Source organism: Duganella guangzhouensis (assembly GCF_009674535.1).
GTDB lineage: Bacteria > Pseudomonadota > Gammaproteobacteria > Burkholderiales > Burkholderiaceae_D > Rugamonas > Rugamonas guangzhouensis.
This window is the reverse complement of record NZ_WKJK01000022.1, coordinates 25,191-51,034: the sequence shown is the minus strand read 5'-3', so window position 1 is coordinate 51,034 and position 25,844 is coordinate 25,191. Positions and strand designations below refer to the sequence as shown.

General features: G+C 63.2%; 30 protein-coding genes and 1 riboswitch. Of the genes, 8 read left to right on the top strand and 22 right to left on the bottom strand.

Annotated features, from left to right (window positions below):
* Positions 1-7 precede the first annotated feature (7 nt).
* The 3 genes from prmB to GJ699_RS29200 are packed head-to-tail and all read right to left on the bottom strand — an operon-like array spanning position 8 to position 2,390.
* Positions 8-895, bottom strand: coding sequence for a 50S ribosomal protein L3 N(5)-glutamine methyltransferase (gene prmB / locus GJ699_RS29210; protein WP_154382952.1), 888 nt, complete (start codon positions 893-895; stop codon positions 8-10).
* A gap of 6 nt (positions 896-901) precedes the next feature.
* A complete protein-coding gene (gene dapE, locus GJ699_RS29205) occupies positions 902-2,035 on the bottom strand; it encodes a succinyl-diaminopimelate desuccinylase (protein ID WP_154382951.1) in 1,134 nt (377 codons plus the stop codon).
* 1 nt (position 2,036) lies between these two features.
* On the bottom strand, positions 2,037-2,390 hold the full coding sequence (locus GJ699_RS29200; RefSeq protein WP_154382950.1) for an ArsC family reductase: 354 nt from the start codon (positions 2,388-2,390) through the stop codon (positions 2,037-2,039).
* A gap of 163 nt (positions 2,391-2,553) precedes the next feature.
* Here GJ699_RS29200 and GJ699_RS29195 point away from each other — a divergent pair, with 163 nt between their 5' ends.
* Complete coding sequence (locus GJ699_RS29195; protein ID WP_154382949.1) at positions 2,554-3,219, top strand: PEP-CTERM sorting domain-containing protein; 666 nt, start codon at positions 2,554-2,556, stop codon at positions 3,217-3,219.
* Positions 3,220-3,228: 9 nt separating this feature from the next.
* On the opposite strand, the gene GJ699_RS29190 is transcribed toward GJ699_RS29195, so the two are convergent.
* Complete coding sequence (locus tag GJ699_RS29190) at positions 3,229-3,951, bottom strand: LytR/AlgR family response regulator transcription factor (RefSeq protein WP_154382948.1); 723 nt, start codon at positions 3,949-3,951, stop codon at positions 3,229-3,231.
* Positions 3,951-5,036: a sensor histidine kinase gene (locus GJ699_RS29185; protein WP_154382947.1), complete on the bottom strand. Its 1,086-nt coding sequence runs from the start codon at positions 5,034-5,036 to the stop codon at positions 3,951-3,953. Before GJ699_RS29185 ends, GJ699_RS29190 begins: the two co-directional genes overlap by 1 nt.
* A 134-nt stretch (positions 5,037-5,170) precedes the next feature.
* On the opposite strand from GJ699_RS29185, the gene GJ699_RS29180 reads away from it, so the two are divergent.
* Positions 5,171-6,073 (top strand): DJ-1/PfpI family protein, encoded by a 903-nt coding sequence (locus GJ699_RS29180; protein ID WP_154382946.1) that lies wholly within the window; start codon positions 5,171-5,173, stop codon positions 6,071-6,073.
* Here the strand turns inward: GJ699_RS29180 and GJ699_RS29175 are convergent.
* The 4 genes from GJ699_RS29175 to dapC are packed head-to-tail and all read right to left on the bottom strand — an operon-like array spanning position 6,056 to position 9,847.
* Entirely contained in the window at positions 6,056-6,613 is a 558-nt protein-coding gene (locus GJ699_RS29175) for a glutathione peroxidase (protein WP_154382945.1), read from the bottom strand. The two genes, GJ699_RS29180 and GJ699_RS29175, sit on opposite strands and share 18 nt — an antisense overlap.
* Before the next feature lie 7 nt (positions 6,614-6,620).
* Complete coding sequence (locus tag GJ699_RS29170) at positions 6,621-7,769, bottom strand: PilT/PilU family type 4a pilus ATPase (protein ID WP_154382944.1); 1,149 nt, start codon at positions 7,767-7,769, stop codon at positions 6,621-6,623.
* A gap of 26 nt (positions 7,770-7,795) precedes the next feature.
* Positions 7,796-8,623, bottom strand: a complete 828-nt coding sequence (gene dapD / locus GJ699_RS29165; RefSeq protein WP_154382943.1) for a 2,3,4,5-tetrahydropyridine-2,6-dicarboxylate N-succinyltransferase — start codon at positions 8,621-8,623, stop codon at positions 7,796-7,798.
* A 15-nt stretch (positions 8,624-8,638) separates the two neighbouring features.
* Positions 8,639-9,847, bottom strand: coding sequence for a succinyldiaminopimelate transaminase (gene dapC / locus GJ699_RS29160; protein ID WP_154382942.1), 1,209 nt, complete (start codon positions 9,845-9,847; stop codon positions 8,639-8,641).
* Between the two features lie 84 nt (positions 9,848-9,931).
* On the opposite strand from dapC, the gene GJ699_RS29155 reads away from it, so the two are divergent.
* On the top strand, positions 9,932-11,749 hold the full coding sequence (locus tag GJ699_RS29155; RefSeq protein ID WP_154382941.1) for a DUF4153 domain-containing protein: 1,818 nt from the start codon (positions 9,932-9,934) through the stop codon (positions 11,747-11,749).
* On the opposite strand, the gene GJ699_RS29150 is transcribed toward GJ699_RS29155, so the two are convergent.
* Positions 11,742-12,104, bottom strand: a complete 363-nt coding sequence (locus GJ699_RS29150; protein WP_154382940.1) for a MerR family transcriptional regulator — start codon at positions 12,102-12,104, stop codon at positions 11,742-11,744. The two genes, GJ699_RS29155 and GJ699_RS29150, sit on opposite strands and share 8 nt — an antisense overlap.
* Before the next feature lie 80 nt (positions 12,105-12,184).
* Here GJ699_RS29150 and GJ699_RS29145 point away from each other — a divergent pair, with 80 nt between their 5' ends.
* The gene (locus GJ699_RS29145) at positions 12,185-12,631 is read left to right on the top strand and encodes a hypothetical protein (RefSeq protein ID WP_154382939.1); all 447 of its coding nucleotides are present in this window, start codon (positions 12,185-12,187) and stop codon (positions 12,629-12,631) included.
* On the opposite strand, the gene GJ699_RS29140 is transcribed toward GJ699_RS29145, so the two are convergent.
* Complete coding sequence (locus GJ699_RS29140) at positions 12,553-13,167, bottom strand: LysE family translocator (protein ID WP_154382938.1); 615 nt, start codon at positions 13,165-13,167, stop codon at positions 12,553-12,555. The genes GJ699_RS29145 and GJ699_RS29140 overlap by 79 nt on opposite strands.
* A gap of 96 nt (positions 13,168-13,263) precedes the next feature.
* Here GJ699_RS29140 and GJ699_RS29135 point away from each other — a divergent pair, with 96 nt between their 5' ends.
* Entirely contained in the window at positions 13,264-14,136 is an 873-nt protein-coding gene (locus GJ699_RS29135; protein ID WP_154382937.1) for a LysR substrate-binding domain-containing protein, read from the top strand.
* On the opposite strand, the gene GJ699_RS29130 is transcribed toward GJ699_RS29135, so the two are convergent.
* From GJ699_RS29130 to GJ699_RS29120, 3 genes are read right to left on the bottom strand one after another with little or no spacing between them, the layout of a single operon-like run.
* Entirely contained in the window at positions 14,133-14,294 is a 162-nt protein-coding gene (locus GJ699_RS29130; RefSeq protein WP_154382936.1) for a hypothetical protein, read from the bottom strand. The genes GJ699_RS29135 and GJ699_RS29130 overlap by 4 nt on opposite strands.
* Entirely contained in the window at positions 14,291-14,653 is a 363-nt protein-coding gene (locus GJ699_RS29125) for a hypothetical protein (protein ID WP_154382935.1), read from the bottom strand. Before GJ699_RS29125 ends, GJ699_RS29130 begins: the two co-directional genes overlap by 4 nt.
* Positions 14,654-14,678: 25 nt before the next feature.
* A complete protein-coding gene (locus GJ699_RS29120; protein ID WP_154382934.1) occupies positions 14,679-15,668 on the bottom strand; it encodes a dipeptidase in 990 nt (329 codons plus the stop codon).
* A 107-nt stretch (positions 15,669-15,775) separates the two neighbouring features.
* Between GJ699_RS29120 and GJ699_RS29115 the strand changes: the two genes are divergently transcribed.
* Positions 15,776-17,026, top strand: coding sequence for a DEAD/DEAH box helicase (locus tag GJ699_RS29115; protein WP_154382933.1), 1,251 nt, complete (start codon positions 15,776-15,778; stop codon positions 17,024-17,026).
* Between the two features lie 5 nt (positions 17,027-17,031).
* Here GJ699_RS29115 and GJ699_RS29110 read toward each other — a convergent pair whose 3' ends face one another.
* A complete protein-coding gene (locus tag GJ699_RS29110) occupies positions 17,032-17,985 on the bottom strand; it encodes a GlxA family transcriptional regulator (protein ID WP_195763676.1) in 954 nt (317 codons plus the stop codon).
* A gap of 91 nt (positions 17,986-18,076) precedes the next feature.
* Between GJ699_RS29110 and GJ699_RS29105 the strand changes: the two genes are divergently transcribed.
* Positions 18,077-18,691: an isochorismatase family protein gene (locus GJ699_RS29105; RefSeq protein ID WP_154382931.1), complete on the top strand. Its 615-nt coding sequence runs from the start codon at positions 18,077-18,079 to the stop codon at positions 18,689-18,691.
* On the opposite strand, the gene GJ699_RS29100 is transcribed toward GJ699_RS29105, so the two are convergent.
* From GJ699_RS29100 to GJ699_RS29075, 6 genes are all read right to left on the bottom strand, one after another.
* Positions 18,688-19,032, bottom strand: coding sequence for a translation initiation factor Sui1 (locus GJ699_RS29100; protein ID WP_154382930.1), 345 nt, complete (start codon positions 19,030-19,032; stop codon positions 18,688-18,690). The two genes, GJ699_RS29105 and GJ699_RS29100, sit on opposite strands and share 4 nt — an antisense overlap.
* Positions 19,033-19,036: 4 nt before the next feature.
* The gene (locus tag GJ699_RS29095) at positions 19,037-19,999 is read right to left on the bottom strand and encodes a nucleoside hydrolase (RefSeq protein WP_154382929.1); all 963 of its coding nucleotides are present in this window, start codon (positions 19,997-19,999) and stop codon (positions 19,037-19,039) included.
* Positions 20,000-20,131: 132 nt separating this feature from the next.
* Complete coding sequence (locus tag GJ699_RS29090; protein ID WP_154382928.1) at positions 20,132-20,782, bottom strand: hypothetical protein; 651 nt, start codon at positions 20,780-20,782, stop codon at positions 20,132-20,134.
* Positions 20,779-21,747, bottom strand: a complete 969-nt coding sequence (locus tag GJ699_RS29085) for an MlaD family protein (protein ID WP_154382927.1) — start codon at positions 21,745-21,747, stop codon at positions 20,779-20,781. The genes GJ699_RS29090 and GJ699_RS29085 overlap by 4 nt, the downstream gene beginning before the upstream one ends.
* Before the next feature lies 1 nt (position 21,748).
* Complete coding sequence (locus tag GJ699_RS29080; RefSeq protein WP_154382926.1) at positions 21,749-22,537, bottom strand: MlaE family ABC transporter permease; 789 nt, start codon at positions 22,535-22,537, stop codon at positions 21,749-21,751.
* Positions 22,538-22,577: 40 nt separating this feature from the next.
* On the bottom strand, positions 22,578-23,444 hold the full coding sequence (locus GJ699_RS29075; protein WP_154382992.1) for a LysR family transcriptional regulator: 867 nt from the start codon (positions 23,442-23,444) through the stop codon (positions 22,578-22,580).
* Between the two features lie 84 nt (positions 23,445-23,528).
* Between GJ699_RS29075 and GJ699_RS29070 the strand changes: the two genes are divergently transcribed.
* Positions 23,529-24,908: an MFS transporter gene (locus GJ699_RS29070; RefSeq protein WP_154382925.1), complete on the top strand. Its 1,380-nt coding sequence runs from the start codon at positions 23,529-23,531 to the stop codon at positions 24,906-24,908.
* Here GJ699_RS29070 and ribB read toward each other — a convergent pair.
* Positions 24,905-25,564 carry a 3,4-dihydroxy-2-butanone-4-phosphate synthase gene (gene ribB / locus GJ699_RS29065; RefSeq protein WP_154382924.1) on the bottom strand — a complete coding sequence of 220 codons (660 nt, stop codon included), beginning with the start codon at positions 25,562-25,564 and terminating at the stop codon, positions 24,905-24,907. The genes GJ699_RS29070 and ribB overlap by 4 nt on opposite strands.
* Positions 25,565-25,659: 95 nt before the next feature.
* Positions 25,660-25,790, bottom strand: a riboswitch (FMN riboswitch).
* Positions 25,791-25,844: the final 54 nt, after the last annotated feature.

The following is a 25,844-nucleotide window of genomic DNA, read 5'->3' as shown; positions in this document are numbered from 1 at the left end:
GATCATTTTAGATTTTCAGTTGGTCGGCCGTCAGCAGGAAGACCATGTCATCGCCATTGCTGGTGGTGAGCCAGGTCAGGCCCAGTTCACCAAACGCGGCTTCAGCAAACTCTTTTTCGTTACCGATTTCGACGATCAGGATGCCGTCGTCGGTCAGGCGCTCGGCGGCACCGGCGACGATGCGGCGCACGATGTCCATGCCATCCTTGCCGCCATCCAGCGCCAGTTCAGGTTCGGCGCGGTATTCCATCGGCAGCTTGCTCATCGAGCCGCTGTTGACGTACGGTGGATTGGTGATGATCAGGTCATACTTCTTGGCCGGCACATTGGCGTACAGGTCGGACTGGATCAGCGTCAGACGGTCTTCCAGCTCGTAGGTGGCGACGTTGCGCTTGGCGACTTCCAGCGCGTCGGCCGAGATGTCGACCGCATCGACGGCGGCATCCGGGAAGGCATCCGCCATCATGATGGCCAGGCAGCCGGACCCGGTGCACAGTTCCAGAATGTTGGACACATTTTCAGGCTCGTTGACCCACGGCGCGAAGTACTCGGGAATCAGCTCGGCGATGAAGGAGCGCGGCACGATGGTGCGTTCGTCGACGTAGAACTTGTAGGTACCCAGCCACGCCTCGTTGGTGATGTAGGCCGCCGGCACGCGTTCGTTGACGCGGCGATCCAGCACCGCCATCACCGACGCCACTTCTTCCGGCAGCAGCTTGGCGTCCAGGAACGGGTCCAGCCGGTCCAGCGGCAGCTTGAGCGTGTGCAGGATCAGATAGGCTGCTTCGTCAAACGCTTCCGCGCTGCCGTGGCCGAAGAACAGCTGGGCGGTGTTGAAGCGGGTGACGGCGTAGCGCAACAGGTCGCGCGGCGTGGTGAATGGAGTCGTGGTCATGGCTTTTCAGGTCAACAGGTTTTCCAGCGTACGGCGATAGATGTTCTTCAACGGATCGACGAAACGCAGTTCGATATGCTCGTCGATCTTGTGAATGCTGGCGTTCGGGGGGCCGAATTCTATCACCTGCGGGCAGATCTGCGCGATAAAGCGGCCGTCCGAGGTGCCGCCGGTGGTCGACAGTTCGGTCTCGACGCCGGTTTCCGTCTTGATGGCCGAAGACAGCGCATCGCTCAAGGTGCCGCGCGGGGTCAGGAACGGCAGGCCGCTCAGCGCCCACTTGATGTCGTAGTGCAGATTGTGCTTGTCCAGGATGGCGTGCACGCGGCGTTTCAGATCCTCGTGCGTGCTGGCGGTGGAGAAGCGGAAGTTGAAGTCGACTACCATCTCGCCCGGAATCACGTTGTTGGCGCCGGTGCCGGCGTGGATATTCGACATCTGCCACGACGTCGGCAGGTAGTACTCGTTACCGTGGTCCCAGACCTCGGCCGCCAGTTCGGCCAGTGCCGGCGCGCCCAGGTGGATCGGGTTCTTGGCCAGTTGCGGATAGGCGATGTGGCCTTGCACGCCCTTGATGGTCAGCTTGCCGGACAGCGAACCACGGCGGCCGTTCTTGATCATGTCGCCCAGGGTTTCGTCCGAGGTTGGCTCGCCGACGATGCAGTAGTCCAGCGTTTCGCCACGCTCTTTCAGCAGATTGCAGACGATGACGGTGCCGTCGGTGGCCGGGCCTTCTTCATCGCTGGTGATCAGGAAGGCGATCGAACCTTTGTGGTCGGCGTGCTTGGCGATGAACTCCTCGCAGGCCACCACGAAGGCGGCGATCGAGGTTTTCATGTCGGCCGCGCCACGGCCATACAGCTTGCCGTCGCGATGGGTCGGGGTGAAGGGCTGCGAGCGCCATTGTTCGACCGGGCCGGTCGGCACCACGTCGGTATGGCCGGCGAATACCATCACCGGCGATTCGGTGCCGCGACGCGCCCACAGATTGGTCACGCCATTCGATTCGATGGTCTCGCACTTGAAGCCCAACGGCTCCAGCAGGTCGATCAGGTGGCGCTGGCAGCCTTTGTCGTCCGGCGTAACGGATGACAGGGAGATCAGCTTTTCGGTCAGCGCCAGGGTTTTGGATGGAGTCATATCAGCTGTTGAAGATTTGTTGGTACTGGGCGTCGGAGAAGCCGACGGCGTAGGTGCCGTTCTTGTCCAGCACCGGGCGTTTGATGACCGAAGGGTTCTCCAGCATCAGCGCGATGGCCGCTTCGTCGTCGACGATGGACGCCTTGCGCTCATCGGACAGGGCGCGCCAGGTGGTGCCTTTACGGTTCACCAGCACATCGCGCGACAGGTGCTTGAGCCAACCGGCGACGATGTCGCGGCTCAGACCCTGCTTTTTAAAATCGTGAAAAACAAAATCCTGCTGCTGGTCGGCCAGCCAGGTGCGTGCTTTTTTGACGGTATCGCAGTTAGGGATGCCGTAGACGGTAATGGTCATGATAAGTCGGGGAAGTTAGACCCGGTAGGATACCACGCCGGGTGGGTGCACTGATAGTTGCAATCTATCTATCAATCCTGCGGCGGCAGGAATTATCAAATGGCTATTCTCTCGCTAGTTACCGATACTAAGCTGGCTGTCTGGACCTCACGGGAGAGAAAAAATGAAAATAAAATCAACAATCTTCGCTGGCCTGGCCAGCATGGCGATCGGGCTGCCGGCGGTGCAGGCGGCGGTGCTGGATTTTGACGGCGCCGGTATTTGCACCAGCGACGCCAGCGGCATGGGCGCGGCCAGCAATTGCAATAACAGCGCCTACATCCTGCAATCCTATGGCGATGTGGCGGGTGTGGTGGATGTCAGCTACGCCGCGCCGCGCTACAACGACGGCCGCTCGCTGCGCTGGTGGGCCGACGATTACAACAATCTGCACGGCGTGTTATGGGCGGATGGCAGCGACGCCAATTCGCTGGCGCGTATCGACCTGACGCCAGGATCGGGGCAGTCGGTCACGCTGACGCATCTGGACCTCGGCGCATGGGTCAACACCACGCGCAATACCACGCTGACGATTTCGGACCTGAATGGCAATCTGCTGTACAGCTATAAAGGCCCGGTGGGCGACGGCAGCACCAGCATGCCGACTGCGTTCAACGGCAGCTGGAGTTCGGCCAGCGGCATCCGCATCGAATGGGAGGATAGCGCCTACAACGTCGGTGTCGACAACATCACCTACAACATGGCACCGGTGCCTGAGCCGGAAAGCTACGCCATGCTAGTGGTCGGCCTGGCGGCGTTGGGTGCGTTGGCGCGTCGTCGGCGGGCATGAAGCTGTGGCCTATGCTTCGCAGTTCAGCGACGCCATAATCGGTTTGCGGTAGCGGCGGCTCATGCGCAGGTGCTGCGCGTCGTGCAGCACCACTTCGTATTCGCCGTCCGCGCGTATTTCCAGTGCGCGCACCCGATCCAGGTTGACGATTGCGGAGCGGTGGATGCGCGAGAAGCCGTGCGCCGCCAGCAGTGTCTCCAGGTCCGTCAGACTGCGGCGCAGCATATGCGTGCGGCCTCCGACGTGCAGGGTGGAGTAATAGTCGCTGGCCTCCACCCAGTCGATTTCCGCGAATTTGACCACTTCCAGTGCGCTGCCGTTCTTGATGAGGAAACGCCGCTGTTCGCCGGCGCTGCGCAGGCGCTCTTTTGCGCGTTCCAGAACCTGGGCGAAGCGCTGGTCGTCGAAGGGCTTCAGCAGGTAGTCCAGCGCGCCGACTTCAAATGCGCGCAGCGCAAATTGATGATGTGCGGTGACGAACACGATCGCAAATGTCGGCGCGGGACCGATGCGTTCCAGTAGCTCGAATCCATCGCATTCAGGCATTTCTATATCGAGGAACACCAGATCGGGCATGGTGTCGTCGATTGCCGCCATGGCTTCCTCGGCCGAGCCGCATTGTCCCACCACGGTGATGCCGGTATCGCGCGCCAGCAGCGCGGCGACATTGCTGCGTGCGAGCGGCTCGTCGTCGACGATCAGCGCGCGCAAGGGGGTTCTGGACTTGTCCATCAATGTTCCCGATAGGGCAGGGTGATGGTCGCCAGCACGCCGCTATCGGCGTGGTTCCGCAGCAGCAGTGCCGAGGCGTCGCCGTACAAGGCTTGCAGGCGCTGGCGGGTATTGGACAGTCCGACCTGCTCTTGTGCAGGTGCCGCCAGCGGCGGTCCGTCATTGGCGACGCTCAGGGTAAGTACTTCACCATCGCGGCTGGCGGTCACTGTCAGCTCACCTCCTTTGGCGCGGCGAGCGATGCCGTGTTTGATGGCGTTTTCCACCAGCGCCTGCACAATGAAGTCAGGTACCTGCGCGCGCATCAGTGCAGGTGGAATGTCGATCCGGTAGCGCAGCCTTTCAGCGAAGCGCAGCTGCTGGATCTCCAGGTATTTGCGCAGAAAATCGATCTCCTCTTCCATGCTGACGAACTGGCGCTGGGAGCTGTCGGTCACCCGGCGTAGCAAGTCGCCCAGTGCGGCGATCAGTGCGATCGCATCGTTGTCCTTTTTCTCGCGGATCAAAGCGGTGACGGCGTTAAGGGAGTTGAAGATGAAGTGCGGTTCGATTTGCAGTTTGAGTGCGGATAACTGCGCTTGCGCCAGCAGTTCGGCCAACTGCGCGCTGGCGGCGCGTTGATGCCACAGCCGGTGTTGGGCGTCCAGCGTGATGCATAGCGCGGCGATGGCGCCATACAGCAGGGCGTCGGTGATCAGATTGCCGAGGAATTTTTCCTTCCACAGCAGCGCAAACGGCGCGCTGCCGGCAGCGTAGGCAAACGGATTGGTCGCATGTTCCAGCAGCGCGGCCCACGTCGCCCACGCTGCGCCGACAGCCAGGCAGGCTGCGATATGTACGGTCCACGGCAAGGCATTCCGCGTCGGCAGCGGGAAGCGTTGCAGCAAGCCGAGTATGAGCGGAGTAAGCACAGCCCATGGTGCCCATGAGGCGGCGGTTACGACGAATAGCGTGAGCCAGGCGTGATGCATGCCCATGGCGTGCATGGAGACCACGGTCTGGATTGCGTCGAACAGGCCGAAGGCCAGCCAGCCGCCCGCCATATATCGCCATGAGCCGGTGGGGTAATAGGTGCGTGTCGTCATGGCGCCATCATAGGGGAAAACAGCTCGCCCGGCGACGCTTTGCAGCCAACTCACGGCGGCATGCAGCCAGGGGACTCGTGCTGTTGTCGGCGCGCTGAGAAACTGGATGCCTTGAAAATATCCTGGAGCTTGTAATGAAACGACGTGATTTTTTTGTCTTATCGAGCGCGATGGGGGTGACGGCGGCGCTGCCCGGGCTGGCCCACGCCAGTGGTGGAGACGGGGCAGGGGGAGCACCGCTTGTTGCGCCGGCTGGTGGCAGCATCCTTGTGGCTTTTTTGCTGTCGGATGGCGCGGATGTTATTGATTTCGCCGGACCGTGGGAGGTGTTTGAAAACGTCAGCGTTTCAGGACGTCAGGGAGGGCCGGTGTTCCGTTCCTATACGGTGGCCGAGACCACGGCGCCGATCAAGGCCGGCGGCGCGTTGACCATCATCCCTGAATGCACCTTCGCTACGGCGCCGCAGCCCCAGGTGATCGTTATTCCCGCGCAGGGCGAACCGAGTGAGGCCATGCTGGCCTGGATCCGGCAGGCGGCAAAGACTGCGGATCTGACGATGTCGGTCTGCACCGGCGCGTTTTTGCTAGCCAGGACTGGACTCTTGTCCGGCAAAGCCGCAACCACGCATCATAGCGCCTACATGGAATTCCAGATGGCGCATCCGGACGTTTTGCTCAAGCGCGGAGCGCGCTATGTAGAAGAGGGCAAGGTGGCCAGCGCGGGTGGACTGTCGTCTGGCATCGATCTCGCGCTGCGGGTGGTGGAGCGGTATTTCGGCCGCAGCGTTGCGCTTAATACGGCGGACCAGTTGGAATATCAAGGGCAGGGGTGGTTGAACCCGGAGTCCAACATGGTGTACGCAAAGCGCCGCAAGTCCACCGAGCAGCACCCGTTGTGCGTCGTCTGCGAGATGGACGTGGCCAAGGCGAGCGCGCCGTCATCGGTGTATCGCGGGCAGACGTACTATTTCTGCATGAGCTCTCACAAGCAGATATTCGACGTCGGCCCTGACAGGTTTTTAGCCGGGGGCGCGTAGTTCGCGCTCGATGGCGTCCTTCAGCAGGGCGTCATCGGTGGTCGTGTCGGGCGCGAAGCGGCCGACCACCTTGCCGTCTTTACTGATCAGGAATTTCTCGAAATTCCACAGCACGTCGGTTGGGTTGTCCTGCTTGATGCCGTAGCCGGCCAGCTTGGCGCGGAAATCGCTGCCCGGTTTTTCCTGCGCCTGCGGCTGTTCTTCGATCAGGCGCTGGTACAGCGGATGCTGGCTCGGACCTTTGACCACGATCTTTTCAAACATCGGAAACTTCACGCTGAATTTGCTGGTGCAGAAAGCAGCGATTTCCTCGTTGGTGCCCGGTTCCTGGGCGCCGAATTCATTGGCCGGGAATCCCGCCACCACCAGGCCATCGGCCTGCTTTTCTTCGTACAGCTTTTCCAGACCTTCATACTGCGGCGTCAGGCCACAGGCGGAGGCCACGTTCACCACCAGCACCACTTTGCCGCGATAGGCGCCGATGCTGGTCTCTTCGCCGTCGATGCGGCGTACTGGAATGTCGTAGACAGGTTGGCTCATATGATCCTCAGGTATTCAGGGTGAACTCGGTGAAGGAGGCTTCGCTGGCGGTTGGCGGCTTGGCTTCTGGCGCGGGCGCCTGGGCGATTTTGCTGTCGGGGCCATTGTTCAACAGCCATAGCAGGTTGGTGGCGGAATCGGCGTTGGCCAGCGCTTCGTCCTGGCTGACCACTCCATCCTGCACCAGCTTGAGCAAAGACTGCTCGAACGATTGCGAGCCGGGTGACATGCTCTTTTCCATCGCTTCCTTGATCTGGCCGATTTCGCCTTTTTCGATCAGGTCCGAGATGTAGCGGGTGTTGACCATCACTTCCACCGCCGCCGAGCGCGTGCCGCCATTCGCGGAGCGCACCAGCCGCTGCGACACTATCGCCTTGATGGTGGTCGACAGATCCTGCAGCAGCGCCGCGCGGTTTTCAATCGGGTAGAAGCTGATGATGCGGTTTAAGGCGTTGTAGCTGTTATTGGCGTGCAGCGTGGCCAGCACCAGGTGGCCCGACTGCGCATAGGCCAGCGCCGCCGCCATGGTTTCCTTGTCGCGGATCTCGCCGATCAGGATGCAGTCCGGTGCCTGGCGCATGGAGTTGCGCAGCGCGGTCGCAAAGTCCTTGGCGTCGCTGCCGATCTCGCGTTGGTTGACGATGGATTTTTTATTCTTGAACAGATACTCGATCGGATCTTCCAGCGTCAGAATATGGCCGGAGCGCAGTTCGTTGCGATGATCCAGCATCGAAGCGATGGTGGTCGATTTGCCGGAACCGGTGGAGCCCACCAGCAGCAGCAAGCCGCGCTTTTCCATGATCAGGTCCGCCAGCACTGGCGGCAACTGCAGGTCGGCCAGCACCGGAATCACGGCGGGCACAAAGCGGAACACGGCGGAAATGCTGCCGCGCTGCTTGAACGCGGACAAACGGAAGCGGCCCAGATTCGGCACCGACACGCCCATGTTCAATTCATTGGTGGCGGCCAGTTCGTCCATCTGCTCCGGCGTGGCGATTTCGGCCAGCAGGGCATGGATGTTATCGGGTTCCAGCTTCTGCTGGTTGATCGGGATGAGATTCCCGTTGATCTTGATGTGAACCGGAGAGTTCACCGCGAAAAACATGTCCGACGCGTTCTTTTCCTTCATCAGTTGGAACAGACGATCCATGGCCATGATGACTCTCCGATTTTAGTGGCGAATTAAACGCCGCGCAGCAGTTCGTTGATGCTGGTTTTGGAACGGGTCTGCGCGTCCACACGCTTGACGATCACGGCGCAGTACAGCGAGTACTTGCCGTCATCCGATGGCAGCGAACCCGATACCACCACCGAACCCGAAGGTACGCGGCCGTAGGTCACTTCGCCGGTGGCGCGGTCGTAGATCTTGGTCGATTGGCCGATGTACACGCCCATCGAGATCACCGAGTTCTCTTCAACGATCACGCCTTCGACGATTTCCGAACGGGCGCCGATGAAGCAGTTGTCTTCGATGATGGTCGGATTGGCTTGCATAGGTTCCAGCACGCCGCCGATGCCAACGCCGCCCGACAGGTGGACGTTTTTGCCGATCTGTGCGCACGAACCGACGGTGGCCCAGGTGTCAACCATCGCACCTTCATCGACGTAGGCGCCGATGTTGACGTAGGAAGGCATCAGCACCACGTTCTTGGCGATGAAGGAACCGCGGCGCGCCACAGCTGGCGGCACCACGCGGAAGCCGCCCTTGGCGAAATCGTCAGCGGTGTAGTTGGCGAACTTGGTTGGCACTTTGTCGTAGAACTGCATGGTGCCGTCCGAAGGCAGAACTACGTTGTTCTCCAGGCGGAACGACAGCAGCACGGCCTTTTTGACCCACTGGTTCACTACCCAGGTGCCGGTGGCTTTGTCGGCCACGCGGATGGTGCCCGCGTCCAGGCCGGCCAGCACGTGGTTGACGGCGTCGCGCAGTTCGGCGGAGCCGTTGGCTGGGTTGATGTTCGCGCGGTCTTCCCAGGCGGTTTCGATGATGTTCTGGAGTTGTTGGCTCATGATAGGACTCGATAATTAAAGGGACTTGCAGAATTTGACGATGCGCTGCGCGGCTTCCAGGCCTTCCGCCGTTTCGGCGACCAGCGCCATGCGGATGCGGTTGGCGCCGGGATTGATGCCGTGCGCTTCGCGCGCCAGGTAGCTGCCTGGCAGTACAGTGACATTATATTCGGCGTACAGGCGTTGGGCGAATTCGGTATCGGACAAGCCGGTACGGGTGACGTCCGCCCACAGGTAGAAGCTGGCGTCCGGCAGTTCCACGTCCAGCACTTCCTGCAGCAGGGGCGTGATGGCGTTGAACTTGGCGCAATACATTTCGCGGTTCTGTTCGACGTGGGTTTCGTCGTTCCAGGCCGCGATCGACGCAGCTTGCACGGAGGTGCTCATGGCGCCGCCGTGATAGGTGCGGTACAACAGGAATTTTTTCAGTACGTCGGCATCGCCGGCCACAAAGCCGGAACGCAGGCCCGGCACGTTGGAGCGCTTGGACAGGCTGCTGAACACCACCAGCCGTTTATATGGCTCGCCGATGCTGGTCAGGCCCAGTTTGTGGGCGGCTTCCATCGCGCCCAGCGGCGGCTCGTCGCCGAAGTAGATCTCGGAGTAGCACTCGTCGGAGGCGATGATGAAGCCATAGCGCTCGGACAGCGCGAACAGGTTTTCCCAATCGGTCAGCGACAGCACGGCGCCGGTCGGATTACCCGGCGAGCAGACGAACAGCAGCGCCACGCGCTTCCACACTTCTTCCGGAATGCTGTCGTAGTCGCAGCCGAAATTGCGGGCCGGGTCGGAGTTGACGAAATAAGGCTCGGCGCCGGCCAGGTAGGCGGCACCTTCATAAATCTGGTAAAACGGATTCGGTGAAATCACCAGCGAGTTGGCGTCCTTGTCGATCACCGCCTGCGCCAGCGCGAACAGCGCCTCGCGCGAGCCGTTCACCGGCAGCACCTGAGTAGCGGGATTCAGCTTGGGAATGTCGTAACGGCGTTCCAGCCAGCCGGCGATCGCGGCGCGCATTTCCGGCGTGCCGAGGGTGGTCGGGTAGACGGCCAGGCCATCCAGGTTGTCGATCAGCGCTTGCTTGATGAAGGCCGGCGTTGGGTGTTTAGGTTCACCCATGCCCAGGCTGATGGCCTTGTACTGCGGGTTGGGCGTTACTTGCTCAAACAGCAGGCGCAGTTTTTCGAACGGGTAGGAATGGAGTTTGTCGAGAAGTGGATTCATAGTCTTTGATTATAACGTGTCATCGTCGGACCGGTCATCCATGCTAAATTATTAAAATAACTGAATTGATAATGTGGGCGGGGTATGGAACAACACGAAATCACGCTGGATCAGGAGGTCAGCCGGCGCGTAATGGCGGCGCGGCTGGCCATCGGGCTATTACAGGGCGTGCTGCTGTACTGGCTGTACGCGGCGCACCGCGACCTCGCCTGGCCGGCCACCGAGCCGTATCTGATGGGGCCTTTGACCACCGTGCTGCTGATATTGCCGGTGCTGTCCATCTCCAGCCTGGGGCATCTGGCGCCGCGCAAGGCCGCCATCTGGCTGCTGGTGGCGCTGGCGGTGCTGCTGGTGCTGTCGCTGCACGACAGCTGGCGCGGACTGAATGCCTGGCCGCTGCTCAGCAACTGGGACCAAAAGCCGGTGTTCTCGCCATCCACGCTGGTGGTGAGTTTCAGCGGCGTGTTCTTCTTCATCGCCCACAGCATGGTGACGGCCGGCGCGCAGGAGGGCCGGCGCATCGCCAGCTACAACGCCTACTTCGAAACCGCGTGGAAGCTGGCTATACAACTGTTGTTTTCCGCATTCTTTGTCGGCGCGCTGTTCCTGGTGTTGATGTTGGGGGCGGAGCTGTTCATGCTGGTCAAGCTGCGCTTCCTGCGCGAGCTGCTGCAGAAATCGTGGTTCAACGTGCCAGTGATCTGCACCGCCTTTTCCTGCGCCATGCATGTGACGGACGTGCGGCCCGCCATCGTGCGCGGCATCCGCACTTTGCTGCTGGTGCTGATGTCGTGGATTTTGCCGGTGGCGGTGGTACTGGTCACCGGCTTCCTGTGCACGTTGCCGTTCACCGGCCTGACCGCGCTGTGGGAGACGCGGCACGCCACCGCCGTGCTGTTGAGCGCCGCCGCCGTGCTGCTGGTGCTGACCAACGCCGCGTTCCAGAATGGCGACGCCAAAGTGGCTCTGCCGCTGCGCGTGGCCGCGCGCACTGCGGCGATCGTGATTCTGCCGGTGACCATGGTCGGCATTTACGCGCTCGGGTTGCGGGTGGCGCAGTATGGCTGGACTACGGACCGCGTGATCGCCGCCGCCTGTTTGCTGGTGGCGTCGTGCTACGCGATTGGCTATCTGTGGGCGGCCTACCAGTACGATACTTGGCTGGCGCCACTCACCACGGTTAACATCGGCGCGGCGTTTCTGATTCTGGCCGTGCTACTGTCCCTGTTCACGCCGATTGCCGATCCGGCGCGCATCGGCGTCAATAGCCAGGTGGCGCGGCTGGAGCGGGGCAAGACCGCCGCCGAGCGTTTCGATTTCCGCTATCTGCGCTATGAGGGCGGCCGTTATGGCAAGGCGGCGCTGGAGCGGCTGAAGCAGGCCACCGGCCCCAATGCCGCGCTATTACAGCGCGAGGCCACGGCGGCGCTGGCGCTGCCAGACAAGGATCGTTGGCGGGCGTCGCCGCGCGCCAGCGCGCCGGTCTCGGTGGCGACTAATCTCACCGTGTGGCCGGCCGGCGTGCAACTGCCGGCCAGCTTCCTCGCTCAGAAATGGGACGCCATCCTCGATAACGTCAAGCCATCCTGCCTGACGAGCGCGGAGGGCAAGTGCGATGCTTTTGTGCTGGATCTGACCGGCGATGGCAAGCCGGAGATCCTGCTGGTGGAAGCGCCGCGTGGCGCCCACAGCGTGGTGTATGGCGAAGGGGAGGATGGCAGCTGGAAGGCGATTGCCCATCTGAGCTATCGGCTGTCGGTGTGCCAGCCCTTGCTGGAAAAGCTGCGCCAAGGCGCTTACAGCGTGGTCGAGCCGAGCTTCAAGGATCTGAACGTCGGCGGCCAGCGCGTGGAGCTCGAGCCGGAGTTCGTGGAAGGGAACCTCTGCGATAAATTCAAGTAGCTTGCAGCGGGCAGGCTTGCATGTCCTCGCCGAGGCGGCGTTCCAGCTCGCCGCGCAGCAGGTGCAGGCCGTGGATGCGCTGGTCGATGTCGGCCAGCTTGCGCTCCAGCGCCGCTCGCAGCTGCGGCGCGGCGGCGTCGGGATCGGCCAGCAGCGGCAGGTCGGCCTCGATTTCGGCCAGCGTGAAGCCCAGCGTCTGCGCCAGCCGGATGTAACGCAGCCAGTCCACCGCCTGTGGCGGATAGTCGCGATAGCCATTGGCGTTGCGGCGCGCGCGCAGCAGGCCGCGCTTCTCATAGAAGCGCAAGGTATCGCGACTCAGGCCGGTGGCCTCGGCCACTTCTCCAATTTGCATGCAGGGACTCCAGATTGTGCTTGACCCTGGAGTGTACTCCAGCCTTTAGCATGGCTCCAACTTTGAAACAGGAGACCCGCATGCTCACATCCACCACCTTCCGCAAAATTGTCCTCGGCAGCGCCATCTACGACCTGGTCGTGACCGCGCCCTTCGCGACGCCGTGGAGCTTCGCCTACGCGCACGCGCAGCTGGATGCCATCAACCAGGCACTGGGCGGCACGGCGCTGCCGGCGTTCACGCCATTCCACGTGCTGTTCGCTTGCCTGCTGGGCAGCGTGGTGCTGGTGTGGGCCGCGCTGCGCATCAGCGATCCGCAACCGCGTTATGGCCGCTTTGACGGCGTTGCCCGGCTGCTGTTTACCACCTGGATGATCTGGGCGCTGGTCGCCACAGGCGCGCCGCTGCTGTGGCTTTTCATCGTGCCGGAACTGGCCTGGGGCGTGCTTCAATGGCTGCCGCTGACGGCCAGCACCGCCCCCAGCGCCATCAGGATGGAACCGATGGAGCGGTCGACCGCTCCCTGATGTCGTAACACTCGCGCGCGCAGCGCCTGCTGTGAGAAAAACAGCGCCACTAGCGCAAACCAGGCCAGATGCGTCAGTGACATGAACAGGCCGTAGCCGAACTGCGTCGGCAGGCTGGTGCCGGGATGAACCACCTGCGTGTAGGTGCTGACGACGAACATGGTGGTCTTGGGATTGAGCGCATTGGTGAGAAAGCCGCTGGCCAGCATGCGCAACGGCGGCACCGGCGGTGCGTCGGACAGGTCGATGCTAAGCTTGGCGCGGTTGGCGAAGGTCTTCCAGCCGATGTAGATCAGGTAGGCCGCGCCGGCGATGCGGATTACATTGAACAGCAAGGGCGCGTGCGCGATCAGCAGCGCCACGCCGAACATGGTGTAGAACACGTGCACCTGCACGCCCAACCCTATGCCCAGCGCGGCCAGCAGCCCGGCATTGCGGCCATGCAGATAGCTGTTGCGCGTGACCATGGCGAAGTCCGGGCCGGGGCTGATGGTGGCGAGGATGGTGATGAGGGCGACGGCAATCAGTTCATTCATGGGTTTTCTCCTTGGTTGTGCGGGCATTATGTTTTCGTTGCCGGCGCGCGAAAAGCGATTTATGCTTGCGCTAATGTGTGAGAAAAACTGACAGATATGAGCCGCCAGCCACCGCTGAATTCCTTGCGATTTTTTGAAGCCGCCGCGCGGCTGGGCAGCTTCGTCAAGGCTGGCGAAGAGCTGCATCTGACCCATGGTGCGGTCAGTCGACAGATTCGCATGCTGGAAGAGTCGTTAGGCGTGGCGTTGTTCGAACGGCGCAATCGCGGCGTGTTCCTGACGCCGCAGGGCGATCAATTGCTGGCCGCCGTGCAGTACGCCTTCGGGCATCTGAATACGGCGGTGGAGGCGCTGCGCAAGCCGGCGCATCACCAGCCGCTGGTGGTGTCCTGCGAGCCGACGATTTCGATGAAGTGGCTGATCCCCCGTCTGCCGGATTTTCACCGCCGGCACCCGGACGTCCAGTTGCACATCTTTGCCTCCGGCGGCCCGGTCGCCTTCCAGCGGGACGGCGTGGACGTAGCCTTGCGGCGCAATGACTTCCAGTGGCAGGCCGGCGTGCACGCCGAAAAGGTCTGCGACGAGTGGATAGGGCCGGTGTGTGCGCCATCGCTATTGAAGCGCCGTCAACTGGACCTGTCGACGCAAAAGCTGCTGCACACATCGTCGCGCAAAAACGCTTGGGCGGCATGGCGCGGCGCCACTGGGATGCCTGCCGCCCACAATGGCGCGCAGACCTATGAACATTTCTATCTGACCTTGCAAGCCGCCGGCGCGGGCCTCGGCGTCGCCATCGGTTCGGTGTTCATGGTGGAGGAAGAACTGGCCAATGGTCGTCTGGCCGCACCGTTAGGCTTTGTGCGCGACGGCTCGGAATACTGCCTGCTGTCGCTACAGCCTTTCGAGGCCGACCCACGCCGCGCCGCCTTCCTGCACTGGCTACGCCAGCAGATGCGCTACGGCGCTTAGCAACCGCCGCCGGCCCCACTCGCGAGTGATTTCCACTGCTTATGCCGCTGGCCGAAGACTTCAAACCACCACCATTCGTAGCCGCTGCCGGTCATGACGATTTCATCGCCGCCGTCTCCATCGAGATCGGCGGCCGTCAGGAAATCGTAGTAGCTCATGTCGGCTTCACCTTCGGCGTGATTGAACCAAACCTGGGCGTGCCGCCGTGCGCCGGGATGGCATAGCTTCCTTCGCGTGGGCGTGCGGTCATCTGGCGTGCCACTTCTGGCGGAACGCCGTGCCGCAGCAGTACCTCGCGTGCGATGTGCCGCAGAACCTCGGCCTGAACTGGCGAGGGGCTGAGAATGCGATGCCCCGGATCCGCTGGCAAGGCAAAGGTGGTCAGCAGGCCTGGGCTGGTGGAGCCGGTATCCACGTCAACGCCGGCGCTGTTCGATGAGCAGCCCTGAGTTTGCTCCAGCGGCGTGGTGACAGTGCCGGTGCCGCGTACGCCATCACGGCCAGTGCGATTGCGCACAGCAGTGCTGGCAGCAAGCAGCGCTTCATGCAGCCTTGGCCAGTTGCTCAGGCACGCTCCACACCTGCTGCGCGACACGCATCATGTTGCGGCCGAGGACCAGTTCGATCTCGATGTCACTCATGCCGGCCCTGCGCAGTGCGCCCGGCAGTTCGCGCCAGACTTCCGGCGGCGTGAAGCTGGGCGGCTGGTCCATGCTGTAGCCGGCCGATGCCGGCCACCAGTGGCTTGGATCGAAGTCGCCAGGCGGTGTGTCGTCCAGGCCAGGCTGCTGGAAGCAGATATCGAGGCCGATGCCGACATGCTTCACGCCCACCAGATCGGCGATGTAGGCGGCATGGCGCGCCACGTCGTCCGCGCCCGGTTGCGCGCTGCCGAGGAAGAACGACAGGCCGGACACGCACACCACGCCGCCGGTCGCGGCACAAGCGCGGATCTGCTCATCGGTGACGTTGCGGCCATGCTGCACCAGCGTGTACGGATTGGCGTGACTGAAGATCACCGGCTGCGACGACGCGTTCATGATCTCCAGGCTGCACAGGCGGCCAGTATGCGAGCAGTCCATCAGGATGCCGTTGGCGTTGACGGCTTCCACCATGCGCTGCCCCAGTGCGGTCAGGCCGCGTGGTTCGTCGTGGCAGCCGCCGGCCACGCTGTTGTTACGGTTGTAGGCGAAGTGGATCTGGCGCACGCCCAACTGCGCATACAGCGCCACCATGTCCGGCTGGTCCAGCAGCGGCATCGACCCTTCGAGATCGAAGGTGATGGCCATGCGGCCATCGGCGGCGGCCTGGATGATGTCGTCCACGCTGTTCACCAGCACATAGCGCTGCGGATCGGCGGCGATGGTGGCGCGGTAGCCGGCAATCACCGACATCACCTGCGAAACCGGATTCATGTCGGCGCCGACGTTGAGCGACACATAATTGACCCCGGCCGCGTGCAGCCGGCGTACGGGCGTGAAATCGGCAAGCGGGTGCTGTGGCAGGCAGGCGTGGGCGTCCCAGTTAATCATGATCGTCAACGTTGGTGAAAAGCCTATATTCCCACGAAAGCCGGCGCAGGGCAAATCCGGCGCATGCTTTATACTGGCGGCTTTCTGTTCACACGCTAAAGGCCGACATGTCTTTCTCCACGCTGGGCCTTGCACCCTCACTGCTTAACGCCATCGCCGAAATCGGCTATCACGAGCCGACGCCGATTCAAAGCGCCGCCATTCCCGCCATTCTGCGCGGCGAGGATGTGCTGGGCGCCGCCCAGACGGGTTCCGGCAAGACCGCCGCTTTTGCGCTGCCGCTGCTGCAGTCGCTGCTGGAAAAGCGTGGCGGCCCGCGCCAGCTGCATGGCCTGATCCTGGTGCCGACGCGCGAGCTGGCGGTGCAGGTGGGGGAGGTGGTGCGCAAGCTGGTGTCGCATCTGCCCTCGCCGTACAAGGTGGCGATTGTGTTTGGTGGCGTGTCGATCAACCCGCAGATGATGGCGCTGCGCGGCGGCGCGGATATCGTGGTGGCCACGCCGGGACGTTTGCTCGATCTGGTCGATCACAATGCGCTGAATCTGTCCAGCACCGCCACGCTGGTGCTGGACGAGGCGGACCGCCTGCTGGATCTGGGCTTCAGCGAGGAGCTGGGGCGCATACTGGAACTGCTTCCTGAGCAGCGTCAGAATCTGTTCTTCTCCGCGACCTTCCCGCCTGCGGTGCAGAAGCTGGCGGACAGCATGCTGCGCCAGCCGACGCGCATTGAGGTGCAGTCCGAGGCGGTGAGCAAGCCTGCTATCACCCAGCGCGCCATCTCGGTGGACGTGCCGCGTCGTACCATGCTGCTCAAGCATCTGATCCTCGAAAACAAATGGCGTGGCGTGATGGTGTTTGTCGCCACCCAGTACGCCACCGAGCACGTGGCCGATAAATTGAACCGCAATGGCATCAGCGCCGCGCCTTTTCACGGTGAGTTGAGCCAGGGCGCACGCACCCAGACGTTGACTGACTTCCGTTCCGGCCATGTGCAGGTGCTGGTAGCGACCGACGTGGCGGCACGCGGCATCGACATCGCGCGTTTGCCGGCTGTGGTCAATTACGATCTGCCGCGTTCCGCCGTCGACTACACGCACCGCATCGGCCGCACCGGCCGTGCCGGCGAGAGCGGCGTGGCGATCAGCTTCGTCACTGCCGAGGCGGAGCAGCATTTCCGTCTGATAGAAAAGCGCCAGGACGAGCGCGTGCCGCGTGAAGTGATTGCGGGCTTTGAACCGACCGAAGTAGCAGCGCCGGTCAACGCCGTGACCGATACCGTCAACGGCGGCATCAAGGGTAAGCGCAAGAGCAAGAAGGACAAGCTGCGCGAAGCCGCCGCCCTCGCTGGAGAGCAGTAAGGGTTTCAGCCGCCGGCACGGAACTGGCGGCGGTAGTCCGATGGCGAGGTGCGCAAGTGGGCACGGAAATGCTGTCGCAGTGACAGTGCCGAGCCGAAGCCCGCTTCCTGCGCCACCATTTCCATCGACAGCTCGCTGGTCTCCAGCAGCCGCTGCGCGTGGGTCACGCGCTGGTTCAACAGCCATTGCTTGAACGAGGTGCCGGTGGCGTCGCGGAAGTGGCGCGTGAAATTGCGGCGGCTCATGGCGGCGCGCGTGGCCAGCGTGTCGATGCTGTGGTGCTCGGCCAGATGGCGGTTGACCCAATCCAGAACTTGCGTGAAGCGGTCGTCGCTGCCGCTGGCCGGCACCGGGCGCTCGATGAATTGTGCCTGACCGCCCTGGCGATGCGGCGCCACCACCAGTTGTCGCGCCACGTGGTTGGCCGCATCGGCGCCGCACAGCTGGCGCAGCAGATGCAGGCAGCAGTCCAGGCCCGCCGCCACGCCGGCGGAAGTCAGTATCTCGTCATCCACGTACAGCACCTCGCTATCCACCGCGATGGCGGGATAGCGCTCGGCCAACGTATCCGCATAGGCCCAGTGGGTGGTGGCGCGGCGCTGGTCCAGCAGGCCGGCTTCGGCCAGGGTGAAGGCACCGAGGCACAGACCGACCAGGCGCGCACCGCGTTTGTGTGAGCGGCGCAGGGCTTCCAGCAGTTTGGCTGGCGCTGGGCGGCAGTCGTCGTGCCAGGTCGGGACGATGACGATATCGGCGTCGGTCAGCGCGCGCAGGGTGTGGCGGACCGTGATGTCGAAGCCGGCGGTGGTGCGCAGTGGCGAGGGATCGGCCGCGCAGATCCGCAGATCGAAGATTTGCGCGTCGCGAAACACCATGCCAGGCACGGACAGGTGGAAGGGCGTGATGCCGTCGAAGGCGATGACGGCGATCCGGTGGCGACGGGCGGTTGGCGTGTTCATGGCCCGATTATATCGAATGTATGCCTTCGGGCCGCTTTTGCGCGTGGGCTGGGGGGCGCACAATGGCTGCTCCATCTAACAGGAGAACACCATGCGCCGTGCCTTGATCGTGATTGATGTGCAAAATGAATATGTCAGCGGGCAACTGCCGATTGAATATCCACCAGTGCAGGATTCGCTGCGCAATATCGCGCTGGCGATCGATGCCGCGATTGCGGCTGAAATTCCGGTGGTGGTGGTGCAGCACGATGCGCCGGAACAGTCGCCGATCTTCGCCATCGGTTCGGATGGCTGGCAGCTGCACGCGTCGGTGGCGGAGCGCAAGGCCAGTCACCATATCAACAAGAAGCAGGCTAGTGCCTTTGCCGGCACCGATCTGGCGCAATGGCTGGCTGCGCGCGGCGTCGACACGCTGACGGTGGTGGGCTATATGACGCATAACTGCAATGCCTCGACCATTTTCGAAGCGTCGCACAATGGGCTGACGGTGGAATTTCTGGCCGATGCCGCTGGCTCGCCGTCGTATGCGAATGCGGCCGGCAAGGCCAGCGCGGAGGAGATACACCGCGTATTCAGCACGGTATTTCATTCGAGCTTTGCGGCGGTGGCCAGCACCGAGGCTTGGATTGCCGCCGTGCGTGAAGGGAAGGCGCTAGAGCGGGATAATATCTACTTATCCGCCCAGCGCGCGCGTAACGCGGGCTAGCCGCCGACGCGCTTCGGCTTGTAGCCGTGTTTGAGCAGTTCGGCCATCACGCGTTCGCAATGGTCGCCCTGAATTTCAAGCACGCCGTCCTTGACGGTGCCGCCGGAGCCGCAGGCGCTGCGCAGTTGTTTGCCCAGGGCGGCCAGCGCGTCGGCGTCGAGCGGCAGGCCGCGTACCAGTGTGACGGTTTTGCCGCCGCGTCCTTTGGACTCGCGTGACACGCGCACATTGCCGTCGCCGGCCGGTTTGGTTTTGGCGGCGGCTTTGCACGCGCAGTCGGTCAGCGGCTTGCGGCAGTCCGGGCACATGCGGCCGGTTTCGGTGGAGTAGACCAGGGCCATGGCATCAGTCCTTCAGCAGGCGTGGCATCAGGATTTCGAAGAAGCGCTTCTGGTCCGAGGCCAGGCACACTTGCGCGTTCGGCTTGCCGGCTTGTTCGCGGGTGTAGCCGTCCTTGTCGACCACGATATGCAGCGGCGTGGTCGGGCAGACCGTCGGGTCGATCATCCACGCCACTGGCACCACGTCGAACAGCGATGGCATGTTGCTGGACCAGGGCTGGTAGGCGTCTATCCACTGGTGATAGAGCAGCGCCAGTTGATCGGTGACCGGCGAGCCGTGGCCGAGCAGGGCGTTGCGTTCCACTTCGTCGAGGCGGATCTGGGTCGAGTCGACTGGCATCATCACGATAGGCACGCCGGAAGTGAACAGCTTTTGTGCGCCGGCGATGTCGGAGGCGATGTTGTATTCCTTGTCGGCCGGGCGCGATGGCACGTACTGCGATTTGCGATAGCCGCTGCGCACCGAGCCGCCCATCATGGCCACTTGTTTGAGTTTGCCGAAGGTGGCGGCATCGCGTTCGATGGCGGCGCCGACGTTGGTCAGAGGGCCGAGGGCCAGTAGCGTGATCTGGCCGGGCTGGCGTTTGATCTGCTCCAGCATGAAGTTGACGGCGTCGATCTTGGGCGGCAGCTTGCCGCGCTGGGCGTAGCGCGCTTGCGTGAAGGGCTGCGGATTGTCCTTGGTGAGGATACCTTGCGCGACCGGGATCTGGCTATGGCCCGTTTCGCGCAGCAGGCGCTCCAGCAACTGGGCGCGCAGCGCGGTGTCGCCCCAGGCGGTGGTGATGCCGACGATTTCGATGTCGGGGCTTTGCAGCAGCAGGCCGAGGGCGAAGGCGTCGTCGATGTCGTCGCCAATGTCCATGTCGACGATGACTTTTTGCGGCGCCGCCTGCGCCAGCACGGCGCAAGACAGGGCGAATGCGGTGAACAGCCCGCGCAACGGGCGGGCGAGAGAGTAAGCCATGTGATCCTCAATGCGGTGAAGGAGGAATTTTACCGGATGTACAGACGAGCTCGTGTTGAAATGATGGACCTGACCCCGGAGTTTGGGGATGAGCTCGTGTTGGAATTCGGGACCTGACCCCGGAGGTGGACATTAGTTGGTGATGAGGGCGATGCGGCGGCGGATGCGCTGGGCTTCGGTGCTGTCGCCGGCTTGGTCGGCGCGCATGGCTTGCACGCCTAGCCAGGCTAGCAGGGGGCGTCGCCAGCCTTGGGCGGAGGCGGTGTCGACGGCGTCGGCCAGCACGGACGGGCTGGCGCGGCCGGTGCGCAGTAGTACGCCGCTGGCTACCAGTTTCGATAGCGGGTCGGTGATGGCTTGTGCCGCGCTGGCTGCGGCCGCGTCGCTGCTTGCTGATGCCACGGCTTGATGTTGGGTTGGTAGTAGTGCCACGTCTGCGGCGCTGGATGGGCGGCCGGCGAGGTAGGCGGCGTAGGCGCGATCGGCGGGGCTGGCGTCTTGCGCTAGTTTGTCGTAGCCGGCGCAGTCTTCGAAGACTAGCGAGGCGACGCGGGCGGCGCAGCGTATCAACTCTGCGCGGATGATGAGGTCTACTTTGCCGGTGCTGGCCAGCGCGCTGCGGGCGCGCTGGTATTCGGCGGCTTCGACGCGGGCGTTGCCTTCCATGTAGGCGGCGTTGGCGCGGTCGATGCTGCTGTGCGCTGTCATTTGCCAGTCCGGCACCGGTGGGTTGTTGCCGCAGCCGGCCAGCAGCAGGGCGGTGAGGATCAGGGGCTTGTTCATGGCAGCTTGATCTCCGTGTCGCGTTTGAATGGCCATTTGCGGTTGATTTCATTGACCAGTTGTTCCACCCGCCGCAAGCTGCTTTCGACTTCGCCTCGCAACGCGCCCAGGTCGGCGGTGGCTTCTTTGGTGTTGGAGGCGACGGCTTGTGCTTCTACCAGCACGGCGTCCATCTTCTTCAGGCTATTACGGGCGTCGGCCAGCAAGCCGTTTAGCTGCTGGATGGTGGCTTGGGCGTCGGTCATTACGCCTTGCTGGCCGAAGACGCGATCGTCGGCATGGCCAATCAGGCTATCCGCTTTGACCGCTAGCGCGTTCACTGTCACCAGCAGTTTGTTGGCGCGTTCGGTCAGTTGTGCGGCGTTTTTGTCGTCGCCGGCGATCAGGCCCATGGCGCCGTGCGGGCCATTCAGCTTGCCGGTGACGCCGGCCACGTTGGCCAGGCTGGCGGCCAGCGCGGAGTTCTCGGCGGTGAGGTCGTTCAGGTTTTGCAGCAGGTCGCGCGCGGCCGACAGCAGACGTGGAATTTCGGCGGTAGGGTCGCCCACCAGCAGCGCACGCGAGGCGCCGTCTTCCAACGGTGGATCGGTGGGGATGCCGCTGAAGGCGCGCAGCTTGGCGCCGCCCACCAATGCGCGCTCCAACGTGAAGATGCTGGAACTGCGCAGCCAGTGCGCGTCTTTGCGTGGCACGTCGACTACCACGCGGGCTTTGCCTTCTGGGCTCAATTCGATGCGCCGCACGCGGCCTATGGGGAAGCCGGCGAAGGTGACGTCCATGCCGACCACCACGCCTTCGGAGTCTTCGGCCTGCAGGATCAGGGTTTGCGTGGATTCGAAGGCGCCGCGCGCGTACAGCAGGTAGACGGCGGAGCCGAGTACCAGCACTACCATCAGTACCAGTAGCAGGGCGGCTTTGAATTCGGCGTTGCGCACGGGCGCGGCTTGGTTGGCAGGTTCTGTCATATCAGTAGTAGTTACCCATGAGCGAGGCGACTTCGATCAGCAGCATGACGGCGAACAGGCGCACCATGTCCGACAGGCCGTGCGTGACTTTGTTGCGGTAGCTGGCGCCGAAGTAGAACGAGGACGCCATCGGTATCAGGCCGACGGCAAAGCTGAAGAATACGATCTTCAGTACCAGGATCAGGGTGACGGCGGGATTGAACACTTGTCCCACCACGCGCGTGTAGCCGGGCAGCGCCCACGGCGTGAAGCCGTACAGCGACAAGTAGGCCAGCATCAGCGTCAGCACGCAGCTGACGGCGGCCAGCATCCAGACGGCGAAGATGCCGGACGCCACGCGCGGGAAGAATTCATCGCGCAGTTCCGCTTCGGTGATGCTCGCGGTGGCGACGCGGGATTGGGAGAATTCCAGCCCGGCGGGCAGGGTGGTGCGCAGCGCGACGAAGGCAGCGGCGGTCAGGGGGATCAGCTCCAGCACCAGCACTCGTACCACCATCTCCAGCGCAAAGCGCGACAGGCCGTAGCTTTGTGAGGTGACCACCACGATCCTGATCAGCACCAGGCTGACTAGCGCCGACAGCACGCCGTACCACGCCAGATTGGGCGCGGTGTCCGCCACCAGATGGTGCGCCAGCACCGGCCGTCGCTCGCGTCCATAGCTGGATGGCGACAGCGCCAGGGAAAACATCAGCACCGCAAAGTGCAGCAGCCGCCACCAGCTGTGCAGCCAGGCGACTGTGCCCAGGTGCAGCCGTTGCAGGAGGTGAAGTGTCGATGCTTGGGTGCTCATGTTGGCATCTTAGCACCGTAACGTACAGGAGCGGCGTCCGCTACTCGTCCTGTATGGTGGCGATGACGGCGTCCGCAGCTGCCCGCACCCGCGCGCTGCGGCTTAAGTCGCTGTGCATCACCAGCCACACGTCGTACTGGTCGACGCGCTCCGGCCACACCCGTACCAGACGCGGATCGTGGTCGGCCATGTGGCAGGGCAGTTCGGTGATGCCCATGCCCTGGCGCGCGGCTTCGATCAGCGCCATGCCGCTGTTGACCTCCATCGCCACGCGCGCGTTGTGCACCGGCTCCAGGCAGATCTTTTCCTGATGGCGCTGCGCCACCGAGGGCTGGTAGATGACGATGTCATGCCCGGCCAAGCCGTTGCCCGGCACCGGCATGCCGCGCTCTTTCAGATACTCTGGCGTGGCGTACAGGCCCATGCTGCGCTTGACCAGATGGCGTGTGATCAGGTCTGGGCTGGTCGGCTTCAGCGTGCGCACCGCCAGATCAGCCTCGCGCCGGGTCAGGTTGGTGATATCGGTGCTGGTGCTGAGCACAATGCGGATTTCGGGATGCATCACATGCAGCCGCCGCATGGCGGCGATGACGAAGTGGGCGGCCATGGTGTCCGAGGTGGTGACGCACACGCTGCCGGACAGGCGGTTGTCGATGCCCTGCATCTCGCGCTGGAACTGCAGCGCCGCCTGTTCCATCTTCTCGGCCGCGCTGAGCGCCGTTTCGCCGGCGGGCGTCGCCATATAGCCGGACGGGGTGCGCAGGAACAGCCGCGCGCCGAGCGATTTTTCCAGCGCGTTGAGGCGGCGGCCGACGGTGGCCTGGTCGATATCCAGCAGCGCGGCGGCTGCACGCAGCGTGCCTTTGCGGTAGATGGCGAGGAAGATGCGGGCGTTGTCCCAGTCCATGGTGTGCTCCATGATGCATTTTTGCATCAGAGTGCCGATGTTATGCGTATTTACTGCATCACGCAAGCGGCCTAACATGGGTAAATGACTACTTCCACCATAGTGGCGCCAGCGCGCCAGGTTCCCCCTTTGCTGATGCTGATGACGCTGGCCATCGGCTTTGTGATGGCGATGATCGATGTCACCGCCGTCAATACCGCGCTGTCCGACATTTCGCTCAGCCTGAATGTGCCGCTCACCGGTCTGGTGTGGGTGGTGGACGGTTACACGCTGACCTTTGCCGCGCTGCTGATGGCCGGCGGCGCGCTGGCCGACCGTTTCGGCCCCAAGACCGTGTACCAGGGCGGCTTGAGTGTGTTCATCCTCGGCTCGGTGCTGTGCGCGGTGGCGCCCAGCGGTCATACTCTGATCGCTTCGCGGCTGCTGCAGGGCGTGGGCGCGGCGCTGTTCATGCCCAGTTCATTGAGTTTGATGACGCATGCCTACGAAGACAAGGCGACGCGGGCGCGCATGCTGGGCACCTGGTCGGCCATCGTCGGCTGTTCGTCGGCGGCCGGGCCGCTGGTAGGCGGTGCGCTGGTGCACGCTTTTGGCTGGCGCAGCGTGTTCTGGGTGAACGTGCCGATTGGTCTGTTGGGCATTGTGCTGACGCAGGTGCTGGCGCCAGCTACGCCGCGCCATGCGCGTGATCTGTCGATGCTGAGCCATGCGCTGGGCGTGGCGGCGTTGGCGGCGCTGAGTTTTGTACTGATCGAAGGGCCGGTGTTAGGATGGACCTCGGCCGGCGTGCTGGCGGCCGCCTTGGCGACGCTGCTGGCGACCACGCTGCTGGTGCGGCGCGAACGCACCGGTGCGCATCCCTTGCTGCCTAAAGCGCTGTTCGAGACGCCGGCCTTTGCGGCGGCCAATGGGGTTGGATTCTTAATTAACTTTGCCGTGTTTGGCCAGTTGTTCTTGCTGAGTTTATTCATTCAGCAGGAGGGCTCGGATGCGCTGCAAACCGGCTTGCGGCTGATTCCGATGATGGCGGCTTTCGCCATCGGCAATCTGACCTCGGGCCGGATTACGGCGCGCGTCGGCACGCGGCCGCCGATGCTGTATGGCTTGCTGGCGGGGCTGGCGATGGCCTTGCTGATGCTGGCCGGCCTGCGTCCGGAAACGCCTTACTGGCTGCTGGTGACGGCAGCGGTGGTGATGAATGTGGCGATCGGGATTGCGATTCCGGGCATGACGGCGACCGTGATGCTGGTGGCGGGGAAGGACCACGCCAACAGCGCCGCCGCCGCCCTCAACGCCAACCGGCAGGTCGGCGCGCTGGTCGGCGTGGCGCTGATGGGCACCGTGTTGCACACGGTGCCTGATTGGGCGCTGCGTTTGCCGCTGGCGTTTACCTTGATCGCCGCAGCCTACGCTGGCGCGCTATGCCTGGTGTATCGCTACATCAGGCTGGGCAAGCCGGTTTAGATACCGCGCGTGGTGCGCCATTCGATCATCTCGGCGATGGTCAGAATTGGCATCTGGTGCTGTTCCGCGAAGCGTTCGATGTCGGCGCCGCGCATCATGGTGCCGTCCGGGTTCATCAACTCGCACAACACGGCGGATGGCTGCAGGCCGGCCATGATAGACAGGTCGACCGAGCCCTCGGTGTGGCCTTTGCGGGCCAGCACGCCGCCTGGCGTGGCGCGTAGCGGGAACACGTGGCCCGGATGTACCAGGTCGGCCGGCTTGGCATCGGCCGCAATCGCGGTGCGGATGGTGGTGACGCGGTCGGCGGCGGAAACGCCGGTGGTCACGCCTTCGCGCGCTTCGATCGAGACCGTGAACGGCGTGCCGTAACGGCTGCCGTTATTGGCCGCCATCATCGGCAGTTCCAGTTCGCGCACCTTGTCGGCGCTCAGGCACAGGCAAACGATGCCGCTGCATTCGCGGATCATCATGGCCATGGTCTGCACAGTCATCTTCTCGGCGGCGACGATCAGGTCCGCTTCGTTCTCGCGGTCGAAATCGTCCAGCAGGATGACCGGCACACCGGCGCGCATGGCTTCCAGCGCGGCGTGGATGCGGCCTTCGAGATCATCGGATACCAGGGTATAAGGGGATACTGCGGTTTGGTCCAGCATAGGTGAAACGCTCCTTGATAAAGTCAGGAACGCGACAGGGCAAGCGAATACGCGCAGCCAGCCGCGCCTTAAAAGGCAGGCAGGATGCGTACAGCGCACATCTTCTTTCATCCGGACTGTAACCGTCGGCCCTGGAATTACACCAGATCTGCGCATTTCTGCGCTCGCGGGCTTGGCTGTTAACCTTACCGCCGGTGGGGAATTACGCCCCGCCCCGAAGACGTTGTTGTTGCCTGCCGGGCGGCAGGCCCAAGGATTTTAGCCTAAATCGCGGGTTTCG

Bases quoted from the DNA above. Each gene is read 5' to 3' on its own strand.
- prmB (WP_154382952.1), bottom strand. From the start codon at position 895: ATGACCACGACTCCATTCACCACGCCGCGCGACCTGTTGCGCTACGCC.
- dapE (WP_154382951.1), bottom strand. From the start codon at position 2,035: ATGACTCCATCCAAAACCCTGGCGCTGACCGAAAAGCTGATCTCCCTG.
- GJ699_RS29200 (WP_154382950.1), bottom strand. From the start codon at position 2,390: ATGACCATTACCGTCTACGGCATCCCTAACTGCGATACCGTCAAAAAA.
- GJ699_RS29195 (WP_154382949.1), top strand. From the start codon at position 2,554: ATGAAAATAAAATCAACAATCTTCGCTGGCCTGGCCAGCATGGCGATC.
- GJ699_RS29190 (WP_154382948.1), bottom strand. From the start codon at position 3,951: ATGGACAAGTCCAGAACCCCCTTGCGCGCGCTGATCGTCGACGACGAG.
- GJ699_RS29185 (WP_154382947.1), bottom strand. From the start codon at position 5,036: ATGACGACACGCACCTATTACCCCACCGGCTCATGGCGATATATGGCG.
- GJ699_RS29180 (WP_154382946.1), top strand. From the start codon at position 5,171: ATGAAACGACGTGATTTTTTTGTCTTATCGAGCGCGATGGGGGTGACG.
- GJ699_RS29175 (WP_154382945.1), bottom strand. From the start codon at position 6,613: ATGAGCCAACCTGTCTACGACATTCCAGTACGCCGCATCGACGGCGAA.
- GJ699_RS29170 (WP_154382944.1), bottom strand. From the start codon at position 7,769: ATGGCCATGGATCGTCTGTTCCAACTGATGAAGGAAAAGAACGCGTCG.
- dapD (WP_154382943.1), bottom strand. From the start codon at position 8,623: ATGAGCCAACAACTCCAGAACATCATCGAAACCGCCTGGGAAGACCGC.
- dapC (WP_154382942.1), bottom strand. From the start codon at position 9,847: ATGAATCCACTTCTCGACAAACTCCATTCCTACCCGTTCGAAAAACTG.
- GJ699_RS29155 (WP_154382941.1), top strand. From the start codon at position 9,932: ATGGAACAACACGAAATCACGCTGGATCAGGAGGTCAGCCGGCGCGTA.
- GJ699_RS29150 (WP_154382940.1), bottom strand. From the start codon at position 12,104: ATGCAAATTGGAGAAGTGGCCGAGGCCACCGGCCTGAGTCGCGATACC.
- GJ699_RS29145 (WP_154382939.1), top strand. From the start codon at position 12,185: ATGCTCACATCCACCACCTTCCGCAAAATTGTCCTCGGCAGCGCCATC.
- GJ699_RS29140 (WP_154382938.1), bottom strand. From the start codon at position 13,167: ATGAATGAACTGATTGCCGTCGCCCTCATCACCATCCTCGCCACCATC.
- GJ699_RS29135 (WP_154382937.1), top strand. From the start codon at position 13,264: ATGAGCCGCCAGCCACCGCTGAATTCCTTGCGATTTTTTGAAGCCGCC.
- GJ699_RS29130 (WP_154382936.1), bottom strand. From the start codon at position 14,294: ATGAGCTACTACGATTTCCTGACGGCCGCCGATCTCGATGGAGACGGC.
- GJ699_RS29120 (WP_154382934.1), bottom strand. From the start codon at position 15,668: ATGATTAACTGGGACGCCCACGCCTGCCTGCCACAGCACCCGCTTGCC.
- GJ699_RS29115 (WP_154382933.1), top strand. From the start codon at position 15,776: ATGTCTTTCTCCACGCTGGGCCTTGCACCCTCACTGCTTAACGCCATC.
- GJ699_RS29110 (WP_195763676.1), bottom strand. From the start codon at position 17,985: ATGAACACGCCAACCGCCCGTCGCCACCGGATCGCCGTCATCGCCTTC.
- GJ699_RS29105 (WP_154382931.1), top strand. From the start codon at position 18,077: ATGCGCCGTGCCTTGATCGTGATTGATGTGCAAAATGAATATGTCAGC.
- GJ699_RS29100 (WP_154382930.1), bottom strand. From the start codon at position 19,032: ATGGCCCTGGTCTACTCCACCGAAACCGGCCGCATGTGCCCGGACTGC.
- GJ699_RS29095 (WP_154382929.1), bottom strand. From the start codon at position 19,999: ATGGCTTACTCTCTCGCCCGCCCGTTGCGCGGGCTGTTCACCGCATTC.
- GJ699_RS29090 (WP_154382928.1), bottom strand. From the start codon at position 20,782: ATGAACAAGCCCCTGATCCTCACCGCCCTGCTGCTGGCCGGCTGCGGC.
- GJ699_RS29085 (WP_154382927.1), bottom strand. From the start codon at position 21,747: ATGACAGAACCTGCCAACCAAGCCGCGCCCGTGCGCAACGCCGAATTC.
- GJ699_RS29080 (WP_154382926.1), bottom strand. From the start codon at position 22,537: ATGAGCACCCAAGCATCGACACTTCACCTCCTGCAACGGCTGCACCTG.
- GJ699_RS29075 (WP_154382992.1), bottom strand. From the start codon at position 23,444: ATGGACTGGGACAACGCCCGCATCTTCCTCGCCATCTACCGCAAAGGC.
- GJ699_RS29070 (WP_154382925.1), top strand. From the start codon at position 23,529: ATGACTACTTCCACCATAGTGGCGCCAGCGCGCCAGGTTCCCCCTTTG.
- ribB (WP_154382924.1), bottom strand. From the start codon at position 25,564: ATGCTGGACCAAACCGCAGTATCCCCTTATACCCTGGTATCCGATGAT.